The organism is Streptomyces sp. CLV115 (genome assembly GCF_038448545.1).
Taxonomy (GTDB): Bacteria; Actinomycetota; Actinomycetes; order Streptomycetales; family Streptomycetaceae; genus Streptomyces; species Streptomyces sanglieri.
Genome location: NZ_JBCEWQ010000014.1, coordinates 96886 through 107915 on the forward strand (window position 1 = coordinate 96886; position 11030 = coordinate 107915).

The 11030-nt window shown below is 69.2% G+C and carries 12 protein-coding genes and 1 pseudogene; 8 read left to right on the forward strand and 5 right to left on the reverse strand.

The window, feature by feature from the left end; genetic code table 11:
• Nucleotides 1-38 precede the first annotated feature (38 nt).
• Nucleotides 39-818, reverse strand: coding sequence for a transglycosylase SLT domain-containing protein (locus tag AADR41_RS08270; protein ID WP_342280625.1), 780 nt, complete (start codon nucleotides 816-818; stop codon nucleotides 39-41).
• 508 nt (nucleotides 819-1326) lie between these two features.
• Here AADR41_RS08270 and AADR41_RS08275 point away from each other — a divergent pair.
• The 3 genes and pseudogenes from AADR41_RS08275 to AADR41_RS08285 all read left to right on the forward strand — a co-directional run bounded on the left by AADR41_RS08275 (nucleotide 1327) and on the right by AADR41_RS08285 (nucleotide 3503).
• On the forward strand, nucleotides 1327-2472 hold the full coding sequence (locus AADR41_RS08275; RefSeq protein WP_342280624.1) for a GAF domain-containing sensor histidine kinase: 1146 nt from the start codon (nucleotides 1327-1329) through the stop codon (nucleotides 2470-2472).
• Nucleotides 2465-3109, forward strand: coding sequence for a response regulator transcription factor (locus AADR41_RS08280; RefSeq protein ID WP_342280623.1), 645 nt, complete (start codon nucleotides 2465-2467; stop codon nucleotides 3107-3109). Before AADR41_RS08275 ends, AADR41_RS08280 begins: the two co-directional genes overlap by 8 nt.
• 158 nt (nucleotides 3110-3267) lie before the next feature.
• Nucleotides 3268-3503, forward strand: a pseudogene (locus AADR41_RS08285) (chaplin).
• Between the two features lie 100 nt (nucleotides 3504-3603).
• Here the strand turns inward: AADR41_RS08285 and AADR41_RS08290 are convergent.
• Nucleotides 3604-4389: a hypothetical protein gene (locus AADR41_RS08290; RefSeq protein ID WP_266916809.1), complete on the reverse strand. Its 786-nt coding sequence runs from the start codon at nucleotides 4387-4389 to the stop codon at nucleotides 3604-3606.
• 142 nt (nucleotides 4390-4531) lie between these two features.
• Between AADR41_RS08290 and AADR41_RS08295 the strand changes: the two genes are divergently transcribed.
• From AADR41_RS08295 to AADR41_RS08310, 4 genes are all read left to right on the forward strand, one after another.
• A complete protein-coding gene (locus AADR41_RS08295; RefSeq protein ID WP_342280622.1) occupies nucleotides 4532-5329 on the forward strand; it encodes an ABC transporter ATP-binding protein in 798 nt (265 codons plus the stop codon).
• Nucleotides 5330-5420: 91 nt separating this feature from the next.
• Nucleotides 5421-5849 (forward strand): NfeD family protein, encoded by a 429-nt coding sequence (locus tag AADR41_RS08300; protein ID WP_342280621.1) that lies wholly within the window; start codon nucleotides 5421-5423, stop codon nucleotides 5847-5849.
• A gap of 146 nt (nucleotides 5850-5995) precedes the next feature.
• The gene (locus AADR41_RS08305; protein ID WP_124718431.1) at nucleotides 5996-6925 is read left to right on the forward strand and encodes an SPFH domain-containing protein; all 930 of its coding nucleotides are present in this window, start codon (nucleotides 5996-5998) and stop codon (nucleotides 6923-6925) included.
• Between the two features lie 61 nt (nucleotides 6926-6986).
• On the forward strand, nucleotides 6987-7754 hold the full coding sequence (locus AADR41_RS08310) for a sulfite exporter TauE/SafE family protein (protein ID WP_342280620.1): 768 nt from the start codon (nucleotides 6987-6989) through the stop codon (nucleotides 7752-7754).
• A 60-nt stretch (nucleotides 7755-7814) separates the two neighbouring features.
• Here AADR41_RS08310 and AADR41_RS08315 read toward each other — a convergent pair whose 3' ends face one another.
• The 3 genes from AADR41_RS08315 to AADR41_RS08325 all read right to left on the reverse strand — a co-directional run bounded on the left by AADR41_RS08315 (nucleotide 7815) and on the right by AADR41_RS08325 (nucleotide 9844).
• Nucleotides 7815-8321, reverse strand: coding sequence for an HNH endonuclease (locus AADR41_RS08315; protein WP_342280619.1), 507 nt, complete (start codon nucleotides 8319-8321; stop codon nucleotides 7815-7817).
• A 157-nt stretch (nucleotides 8322-8478) separates the two neighbouring features.
• Nucleotides 8479-9009, reverse strand: coding sequence for a YbhB/YbcL family Raf kinase inhibitor-like protein (locus AADR41_RS08320; RefSeq protein WP_342280618.1), 531 nt, complete (start codon nucleotides 9007-9009; stop codon nucleotides 8479-8481).
• Between the two features lie 52 nt (nucleotides 9010-9061).
• Entirely contained in the window at nucleotides 9062-9844 is a 783-nt protein-coding gene (locus AADR41_RS08325; protein ID WP_342280617.1) for a sporulation protein, read from the reverse strand.
• A gap of 73 nt (nucleotides 9845-9917) precedes the next feature.
• Between AADR41_RS08325 and AADR41_RS08330 the strand changes: the two genes are divergently transcribed.
• Nucleotides 9918-10559, forward strand: a complete 642-nt coding sequence (locus AADR41_RS08330; RefSeq protein ID WP_342280616.1) for a DNA-3-methyladenine glycosylase — start codon at nucleotides 9918-9920, stop codon at nucleotides 10557-10559.
• The last annotated feature ends 471 nt before the right edge of the window (nucleotides 10560-11030 follow it).

Genomic DNA, 11030 nt, shown 5'->3' on the forward strand with positions numbered 1-11030 from the left:
GGCGTGTGCGGATGCCGTCCGGCGATCCGCGGTGCCGGTCAGTAGGCGCTGTTGACGTTGTCGATCGAGCCGTACTTGTCGGCCGCGTAGTTGGCCGCGGCGGTGATGTTGGCGACCGGGTCGTAGATGTTCGACGAGGTGCCCGGGACGTGGTACGCGTTGAACGTCGGCTGGATGACCTGGAGCAGGCCGCAGGACGGGGTGCCGTTCTGGGCGTTGATGTCCCAGCCGTTGACCGCGTTCGGGTTGCCGGTCGACTCGCGCATGATGTTGCGGTGCAGACCGTTGTACGAGCCGGGGATGCCGTTCGCCCGCATGATGTCCAGGGCCTGGTTGATCCAGCCGTCCAGGTTGTTCGCGTACACCGGGGTACGGGCCTCGGAGCGGCTGGCGGCCTGCGGCGCGGTGCGCTCGGCGGCGACGGCCTTCGCCCTCACCTTGGCGGCGGCCTCGGCCTTGGCCTTCGCGGCGGCCCGGGCCTTGACCTCGGCGGCCTCGGCGGCCTTGGCGGCCTTGGCCTTCGCGGCGGCGGCCTTCTTGGCCCTGGCGAGGTCGGCGGCCTTCACCAGCTTCTCGGCGGTGGAGTGCTGCTCGATGATGCTGGCCTGCACGGCCTTGGCCTGCGGAGTACCGGCGGCCGACGCGAGGACCACGGGGGCGGCGGACACGGGGGTCTCGGCCTCGGGCTTGGGGTCGGCGTTGGCGGGGACGAGCGAGAACGAGAGTGCGGCGACGGCCATGGCGGAGATTCCCGCGACGGAGAGCTTCTGGGTCTTGTTCAGGCGACGACGACGGCCGGGGATGCTGGACACGGACATGCAGACGCACCTCTTCGAATAGCGGGAGTCCTCACGGAGGACGAAGACGGGAGGCGTTCGCGCATCTCCGTCGGGGACGAGAGCAATTCTTAGCGCCCGCAAAATCTGGTGGCAAAGGTGTGACGTACGAACCCGGGTAGTGGACCGGGGCTCCGCTCGAACGTGTCGGCCCGCGCTCATAACCATTGATGTGGCGCTTATGTGTCCACTAGCAGACTTCGTAAGTGACGTGGGTCCTATGCGCGGCCTCACACCGGGCGGGTGGCAACCTCACAAACCGTTGCTCCAGCAATCCGGAGTGTGAGATTCCGGGGTGTGTGGGGTATCTGACGGCCCCGCATCCCTTGTGTGCGGGGCCGTTCCCGTACAGGAGGCCGGTCCTGGAGGAAGGCCGTCCCTGAGGGGAGGCGGTTCTCGCGAACTGGCGGAGGGACCTAGTCCCTGCGCCCTAACCGGCGGCCGTCCACAGGCCGATACGGCGTTCGAACCCCGCCGGTACGGTGAGGCCATGAGCCATCGCCCGTCGTCGGGTCTCGCCGCCGTGAGCGCCGCGCTGCTCGCCATGAGCCGGCATCTCGAAGTGCGCGACGTCCTGAAGAAGATCGTCGTCTCGGCCCGCGAGCTGCTGGACGCCGAGTACGCCGCCCTGGGCGTCCCAGACGACCACGGCGGCTTCGCCCAGTTCGTCGTCGACGGTGTCAGCGACGAGCAGTGGAAGGCCATCGGCCCGCTGCCCAGACAGCACGGCATCCTCGCCTCGATGCTCCACGAGGCGAAGCCCGAGCGGCTCGCCGATGTCCGCAAGGACCCCCGCTTCGAGGGCTGGCCCGCCGCCCACCCCGACATGTCCGACTTCCTCGGCCTGCCCATCAGGGACGGCGAGGAGGTCATCGGCGCGCTCTTCCTCGCCAACAAGCGCTGCCCCAAGCCCGAGGGCAGCTGCGGCTTCACCGCCGAGGACGAGGAACTGCTGGCCATCCTCGCCCAGCACGCGGCGATCGCCCTCACCAACGCCCGGCTCTACGAACGCAGCCGCGAGCTCACCATCGCCGAGGAGCGGTCCCGGCTCGCCCACGAGCTGCACGACGCGGTGAGCCAGAAGCTCTTCTCGCTGCGGCTGACGGCCCAGGCCGCCGCCGCCCTGGTGGACCGCGACCCGGCCCGCGCCAAGGGTGAGCTCCAGCAGGTTGCCGCGCTCGCCGCGGAAGCCGTGGACGAGCTGCGCGCCGCCGTCGTCGAGCTGCGCCCCGCCGCGCTCGACGAGGACGGCCTGGTCGCCACCCTCCGTACCCAGATCCAGGTCCTGGACCGGGCCCACACCGCCCGGGTCACCTTCGAGAGCCTGGGCACCCGGGCCCTGCCGGCCGCCCACGAAGAGGCGTTGCTGAGGGTCTCCCAGGAGGCCCTGCACAACGCACTGCGCCACTCCGGGGCGGAGCACGTCGAGGTCACACTGGCCCGGCACGGCAGCGGCACACTGCTGCGGATCACCGACGACGGCAGCGGCTTCGAACCCGCGGCGATCCGGCAGGCGGGCAGGCACCTGGGCCTGGTGTCCATGCGGGACCGTGCGAACGGCGTCGGCGGAAGGCTCAACGTTGAATCGGCGCCCGGCAGGGGCACCACGATCGAGATGGAGGTACCCGGTGCCTGACAAGATCATCAGGGTGCTGCTGGTCGACGACCACCAGGTGGTCCGCCGCGGCCTGCGGACGTTCCTGGAGATCCAGGACGACATAGAGGTGGTCGGCGAGGCGGCCGACGGTGCCGAAGGAGTGGCCAGGACCGAGGAGCTCCGCCCCGATGTCGTCCTGATGGACATCAAGATGCCCGGCACCGACGGCATCGAGGCGCTGCGCAGGCTCCGTGAGCTGGAGAGCCCGGCCAAGGTCCTCATCGTCACCAGCTTCACCGAGCAGCGCACCGTGGTCCCCGCGCTGCGCGCCGGAGCCTCCGGTTACGTGTACAAGGACGTCGACCCGGACGCCCTGGCCGGTGCGATCCGCTCGGTGTACGCGGGCCACGTCCTGCTCCAGCCGGAGGTCGCGGGGGCCCTGCTCGCCCAGGAGGACTCGGGCAGCGGCACGGGCCGGGGGAGCACCCTCACCGAACGGGAGCGGGAGGTGCTCGGACTGATCGCCGACGGCCGCTCCAACCGCGAGATCGCGCGAGCGCTGGTCCTCTCCGAGAAGACCGTCAAGACACACGTCTCGAACATCCTGATGAAGCTCGACCTCTCGGACCGGACCCAGGCGGCCCTGTGGGCGGTGCGACACGGGGCGGCGGGCTGACCTGCGCCGGAGCGGACCGTCTTCGTCCGGGCGCGGACCGTCTTCCTCCGGGCTGAGATTCATACTGCCGGGTGTGTGTCACCCGGACGGCGCAACCTGTTCGGCCCCGGGGCGTTCTCCGGGGTGCTGCGGCGGTCGGCCGCTGCCACGCCAGGAGGATCCTGAAGCAGGCCGCTGCCGTCACCGTGATCGCCGGTGGGATCGTCGCCGCCGGCGCGGGCGCCGCCTCCGCCACCGGACACGGCGCGGGCGCCGGCGGCGACGCGGCCCACTCCCGGGCGTGGTCAGCGGCAACTTGATTCAGGTCCCGGTGCACGTCGACGTGGTCGGCAGCACGGTCGACGTGATCGGCCTGCTCAACCCGGCCTTCGGCAACCTCGGCCTGAACGGCTGACCGACCCCGCGGCCGGCCGGCGCCACGGTCACACCTCGCCGGACGGGCGCATCGAGCCCGTCCGGCGGCTCCCGCCGTCCGCCCGTCCGGCGGCTCCCGCTCACCGCTCCCGCTCGCGCTCCTCCACATACGCGTTGTACGCGGCGACCTGCGCCCGCCGGGCCACCCGCTCCACCGGCCGCAGCGCCTCGCCCCTGGCCGCGATCTCCGAGGCGCTCACCGCCCCGCCGTGCCCGTTCTCGTACGCCACCGAGATCAGCAGCCCCACCCGCTGCGCCAGCTCCAGCACCCGCACCGCCCGCGGCGGATAACCCGGAGCCAGCACCTCGCGCCCCCGCTCCGCCCGCGCCCGGTACGCGTCCACCGCCGCGTCCGCCACCGGCCCCGAACCGGCCACGTCCAACCGCGACAGCACCGCCGTCGCGTCCCGCAACGCCTCGGCGAGCTCCCGCTCCGCCTCGCCCAGCGACGGCACATCGGCCGGCGGCGCCTCCCGCACCGCCAGACAACGCCACACCACCTCGATGTGCAGATCCCCGGCCGGTCCCACCTCACGCACCTCGGGAACCAGTCCGTACGGCGCACCGAAGGCCACCACCGCCTCCTCGGCCTCCAACGCCCGCGCGTTGAAGTCCGGCGGTCCGCTCAGCCCCAGCGGATGGCCCGGCGCCGGCAGCGCCACCCGGAAGCCCGTCACCCCCAGACCCCGCAGCCGGCCGAGCGCCAGCGTGAGCCCGACCGGCCCCGCCTCGCCCGGCAGCCCCTCCACGCGGTGCACCGCGTCCTCCCCGACAATGGCGAGCGCCGCCTCGTCCGGCGACACCAGTCCCGCCAGAAGCGCGTTTCCCCAAGCGGCCAACAGCCCTGAGCGTGGTTCCGAAAGCATGGGAACACCCTAGGGAACGGACCCGGGGGCTGTCGTCACTCGGGCCCAGCGCCGGGAGCACTCGCGCGGTGGCGTAGATTTCCCTGGGAGCTGTGCCCACAGGTACCGACGATCTCGACACTGCATGGGGAGACAACGCGCCATGAGCGATGTACTGGAGCTGGTGGACGTATCCGTGGTCCGCGACGGACGCGCTCTGGTGGACGACGTCTCCTGGTCGGTCAAGGAGGGGGAGCGCTGGGTCATCCTCGGCCCCAACGGCGCCGGCAAGACCACCCTCCTCAACATCGCGTCCAGCTACCTCTTCCCGAGCACCGGTACCGCCAAGATCCTCGGCGAGCAGCTCGGCGGCGTCGGCACCGACGTCTTCGAGCTCCGTCCCCGCATCGGCATCGCGGGCGTCGCCATGGCCGAGAAGCTGCCCCGGCGCCAGACCGTGCTGCAGACGGTGCTCACCGCCGCGTACGGCATGACCGCCACCTGGCACGAGAACTACGAGGCCGTCGACGAGGAGCGCGCCCGCGCCTTCCTCGACCGGCTCGGCATGACCGAGTACCTCGACCGCAAGTTCGGCACCCTGTCCGAGGGCGAGCGCAAGCGCACCCTGATCGCCCGCGCCATGATGACCGACCCCGAACTGCTGCTCCTCGACGAGCCGGCGGCGGGACTCGACCTCGGCGGCCGCGAGGACCTGGTCCGGCGCCTCGGCCGGCTGGCCCGCGACCCGTACGCCCCCTCCATGATCATGGTCACCCATCATGTCGAGGAGATCGCCCCCGGGTTCACCCACGTCCTGATGATCCGCCAGGGCAAGGTGCTCGCCGCGGGCCCCATGGAGACCGAACTCAGCTCCCGCAACCTCTCCCTGTGCTTCGGACTGCCGCTCGTCGTCGAGCACACCGGCGACCGCTACACGGCCCACGGACTGCCGCTCTCGTAACCCCCGCCGGCACCGGCTCCCGGCCGCAACTCGGCGCAGCGGCCGGCTTGCGCCCTGTCCGCGAGGGCGGTCGCGGTTCTACCATGGCCCCGTGGACATCGACGCGTGGGTGTGGTGGCTGATCGGCGCAGTGGGACTGGGCATCCCACTCGTCATGACTGCGATGCCCGAGTTCGGCATGTTCGCCGTCGGAGCGGTCGCAGCGGCTGTCGTCGCGGCACTCGGCGGCGGCATCGTGGCCCAGGTGCTGGTGTTCGTCGTGGTCTCCGTGGCGCTCATCGCGGTGGTCCGCCCGATCGCCGCCAGACACCGCAGCGACCGGCCCCAACTCGCCACCGGCATCGATGCGCTGAAAGGCCGTCAGGCAGTTGTCCTGGAGCGGGTCGACAGCAGCGGCGGCCGGATCAAGCTGGCCGGTGAGATCTGGTCCGCCCGCGCACTCGACGAGGGCCAGAGCTTCGATCCCGGCCAACAGGTCGATGTCGTCGACATCGACGGAGCCACGGCAGTCGTCATGTGACCGAACCACCCACAAGGCAGAGCGCGTTCTGTCAGACTCGATGTCGATCATCATGAGATCGGGGCCGGTACAGCTTCCGGCCCCTCCCGCGAACTCGACCTCGATCATCGCGATCCGTCGGCAACCGAAGGGCAACGAGGAACACGATGCAACCGATCATCATCGTTCTGATCATTCTGGTGGTGCTCGTCTTCATCGCCCTGATCAAGACGATCCAGGTCATCCCGCAGGCCAGCGCCGCCATTGTGGAACGCTTCGGCCGTTACACCCGCACGCTCAACGCGGGCCTGAACATCGTCGTTCCATTCATCGACTCCATCCGCAACCGCATCGACCTCCGTGAACAGGTCGTGCCGTTCCCGCCCCAGCCGGTGATCACCCAGGACAACCTGGTCGTCAACATCGACACCGTCATCTACTACCAGGTGACCGACGCGCGGGCCGCGACCTACGAAGTCGCCAGCTACATCCAGGCGATCGAGCAGCTCACCGTCACCACCCTCCGCAACATCATCGGTGGCATGGACCTGGAGCGGACCCTGACCTCCCGCGAGGAGATCAACGCGGCCCTGCGCGGCGTCCTCGACGAGGCCACCGGCAAGTGGGGCATCCGCGTCAACCGCGTCGAGCTCAAGGCGATCGAGCCGCCCACCTCCATCCAGGACTCGATGGAGAAGCAGATGCGCGCCGACCGTGACAAGCGCGCCGCGATCCTCCAGGCCGAAGGAACGCGCCAGTCCGCGATCCTCACCGCGGAGGGCGAGAAGCAGTCCGCGATCCTGCGCGCCGAAGGTGAGGCCAAGGCATCGGCCCTGCGGGCCGAGGGCGAGGCCCAGGCGATCCGTACGGTCTTCGAGTCGATCCACGCCGGCGACCCGGACCAGAAGCTCCTCTCGTACCAGTACCTCCAGATGCTCCCGAAGATCGCCGAGGGCGACGCCAACAAGCTCTGGATCGTGCCCAGCGAGATCGGCGACGCCCTCAAGGGCCTCAGCGGCGCCTTCGGCAACCTCGGCAACGGCGCCCCCGGTTTCGACACCAGCAAGGAACGCCGGGAACAGCCCCCGGTCGACTGACGCGTACACGCCCCGTGCATGATCAATGCACCAAGCACCGATCATGCACGGGGGGTACGCAATGAACATCTGGGAGATGCTCGCCGTCTTCGTCGCGGGCATCAGCGCAGGCACGATCAACACGATCGTCGGCTCGGGAACGCTGATCACCTTCCCCGTACTGCTCGCCACCGGCCTTCCCCCGGTCACGGCGACCGTCTCCAACGCCCTCGGCCTGATACCCGGTTCCGTCAGCGGCGCCATCGGCTACCGCGAGGAGCTCAAGGGACAGGGCCGCCGCGTACTCAAGCTCGCGGTCGGCGCCCTCGTGGGCGGCCTCACCGGTGCCACCCTCCTGCTGGCCCTGCCCTCGACGGCCTTCGAGACCATCGTGCCGATCCTGGTGGCCCTGGCTCTGGTCCTGGTCATCCTGCAACCACGCATCAGCAAAGCGGTCCAGCGCCGGCGTGAGCACACCGGCACCCCCACCCGTCCCGACGGCGGACCGCTGCTGTTCGTCGGCCTGATGCTCGCCAGCGTCTACGGCGGCTACTTCACCGCCGCCCAGGGGATCATCTACCTCTCCCTGATGGGCATGCTGCTCGACGACACCATGCAGCGCCTCAACGCCGTCAAGAACGTCCTGGCCGCCGTCGTCAACAGCATCGCCGCGCTCTTCTTCCTCTTCGTCGCGCACTTCGACTGGACAGCCGTCGTACTGATCGCGGTCGGCTCCGCGCTGGGCGGCCAGATCGGTGCCAGGATCGGCCGCCGCCTCAGCCCCACCGTGCTGCGCGTCCTCATCGTCGCGGTCGGCACGGCCGCCATCGTCCAGCTGCTGCTCCGCTGACACGGCGAAGCCCGCCTCCCCACGGAGACGGGCTTCACCACGACGAAATGCGTACACCGCCTACGCTGCGGTGCCCTCCAGCCACTCCGGCAGCGCCGACCGGTCACCGGACCCCATCGCCAGCAGCATCGCCTGCGCGGGAGACGGCACGAACGGCTGGCGCAGCAGCGGCATCCCCGCCTGCTCCGGCGTCCGGGCCGCCTTGCGGTGATTGTCCTCGGCACAGGACGCCACCGTGTTGAGCCAGGTGTCCTGACCCCCCTGGGCGCGCGGCACCACGTGGTCGACGGTGCTCGCCCGCCGCCCGCAGTACGCGCACCGGTGCTGGTCCCGTATCAGCACACCCCTCCGCGACCAGGGGGCATGTCTTCGGAACGGCACCCGTACGTACCGGCAGAGCCTGATCACCCGGGGCACCGGAATGTCCACGGCGGCACCACGCATACGGAGATCGGGATGCGACTGCTCGACGACGGCCTTGTCCTGAAGAATCAGCACCACCGCACGGTTCAGCGTCACCGTCGACAGCGGCTCGAAGCTCGCGTTCAGTACCAGCGTGTCCCGCATCTCGCCCACCTCCCGTGTGCCGGCCGCCCCCTGGCAGGCCCGGATCAACTCTGGCCGGGCGAGCCGTGATGGACAACGCAATAAAAAAATGCCCTGCCCTGATCTCTCCAGGACCAGGGCAGGGCAAACAGCGGGGGAACTCTCGGCTCACCGGGTACTAGGCGGGACCGGTGTACTCGCCGATCAGCTGAGCACGGCCCAGCGTGTGGAACCGCAGGTTGAAACCGACGACCGCGGGCGACGCATCGCTGTCGACACCCAGCTTCTCGGTGTCCACCGCGTACACCGTGAACACGTAACGGTGGTTCTCCCCGGCCGGCGGAGCGGCACCGCCGAAGTCCTTCGACCCGTAGTCGTTACGGGCCTGGACGGCGCCGGCGGGCAGTCCCTCGAACTTCCCGCCGCCCGCACCGGCCGGGAGCTCCGTGACCGACGCCGGAATGTCGAAGAGCACCCAGTGCCAGAACCCGCTGCCGGTGGGGGCATCGGGGTCGAAGCAGGTCACGGCGAAACTCTTGGTCTCGGCCGGGAAACCCTCCCACCGCAGCTGCGGCGAGGTGTTCCCGGCCGCGAACACCTGAGCGTCCGCCAGCACGGCACCGGGGGCGAGATCCTCGCTCGCCACCGTGAACGACGGCACCTCCGGATGGAAGTCGTGCGGCAGCGGCGCCCTCTTCGGCTCGGTCACGTCAGCACCTCTCCTGATCGCTCTCCTGCTGTCAGCAGGTCTCCCACCGACCCTAGAGCCAGTTGCGCTGACCGCCGACCTGCGCCAGCCACTGATTGAGGTACGCCGCCCAGTCGGTCCCCTGGTAGTCGTGCAGCCCGACCTTGAACGAGCGGTAGGAGTCGCTGCCCTCGCTGAAGAGGCCCGACTTCTTGTCCATCTCCAGGACGACGTCCATCTCACGGTCGTCCGCGACGAACGTCAGCTCCACCTGGTTCAGCCCGCGGTACTGCTGCGGCGGGAAGAACTCGATCTCCTGGTAGAAGGGCAGCCGCTGACGCGTACCGCGAATGTGACCGCGCTCCATGTCCGCGCTGCGGAAGCCGAAGCCGAGCCGGCCGAAGGCGTCGAGGATGGCCTGCTGGGCCGGCAGCGGGTGCACATTGATCGGGTCCAGGTCGCCCGAGTCCAGCGCCCGCGCGATCTCCAGCTCCGTGGTCACACCGATGTTCATGCCGTGCAGATGCTGACCGGCGAACATCGTGATCGGCGTCTCCCAGGGAATTTCGAGCCCGAAGGGCACGACGTGCACGGCACCGGCCCGCACCTCGAACGCGCCACCGAGGCGCAGCTTGGTGAACTCGATGTCCTGCTTGGTCTCCGTGTCGTTGCCCTCGACCTCGACCCGCGCCTGCAGGCCCACGGAGAGTCCCTCGATCCGCTGATCCACGGAACCGCCCTGGACCCGCACCTCGCCCTGGACGACCCCACCCGGTACGACGTTGAGCTCGGAGAGCTCGGTCTCCACCGAAGCGCCACCGGCACCCATGCTCGCGAGCAGCCGCTTGAAGCCCATGTTTACTCCTCCTTGGTCCTGACCCCTAGATACGCGCCACGACCGTAGTCGGTTCCCGGTACCCTCGACCGCCATGATCGAGGGCTTGGACCGTACGCCGCTGACACGCGACTTCTTCGACCGCCCCGTACTGGACGTGGCACCCGACCTCCTGGGCCGGACCCTGGTGCGAGCCACACCGGACGGACCCATCGAGCTCCGCCTCACCGAGGTGGAGGCATACGCAGGCGAGATCGATCCCGGTTCGCACGCCTTCAGAGGCCGCACCGCACGCAACAGCGTCATGTTCGGACCGCCCGGCCATGCGTACGTCTACTTCACCTACGGCATGTGGCACTGCCTCAACCTGGTGTGCGGCCCCGAGGGCAGGGCGAGCGGGGTCCTGCTCCGCGCCGGCGACATCCAGGTCGGTGCCGAACTCACCCGCGAACGTCGAAACTCGGCCCGCAATGACAAGGAACTGGCCAAAGGCCCGGCCCGCCTGGCCACCGCCCTCGATGTCGACCGAGCGCTGAACGGCACCGACGCCATCGCCCGTCCCGGCGCCCCGCTGTCCGTACTGCACGGCACCCCGCCCCCACGCGACCAGGTACGCAACGGCCCCCGGACCGGAGTGGGCGGCGACGGCGCCGCACATCCCTGGCGATTCTGGATCGACGGTGACCCCACGGTGAGCCCCTACCGGGCCCATGTGCCACGTCGACGCGCAACTTGACTCGCCCTTGAGGGACGCCTAATGTAGTCCGAGCCGCTTGAGACGGGTGCTGCTGTCGATGAGGTCCACCGGACCACATCCGAAGCATCCCTGAGCGGCCAACCACTACCTACGAATCACCCTGGCGGGTGCGAATTCGGCATGCCGTAATTCAATCCCTTTCGGCTCGATTATGAGCCGCCAAGGAAATCGACTAATGTAGCGGACACGCCGAAAGGCAAGGCCTCTCCAAGGTCACCGGAATTCAAATTCGGACCGGAAACGGAACGAAAAGAGTCTGGTAAGGTTGGAACCGCCGGAAAGGGAAACGCGAAAGCGAAGAACTGGAAAGCGAAAAAGCAGGATCCCGCTTCGACCGGGAATCGGACACGAAAGAGTCTGATAGAGTCGGAAACGCAAGACCGAAGGGAAAAGCCCGGAGGAAAGCCCCAGAGAGTGTTCTGCGGGTGAGTACAAAGGAAGCGTCCGTTC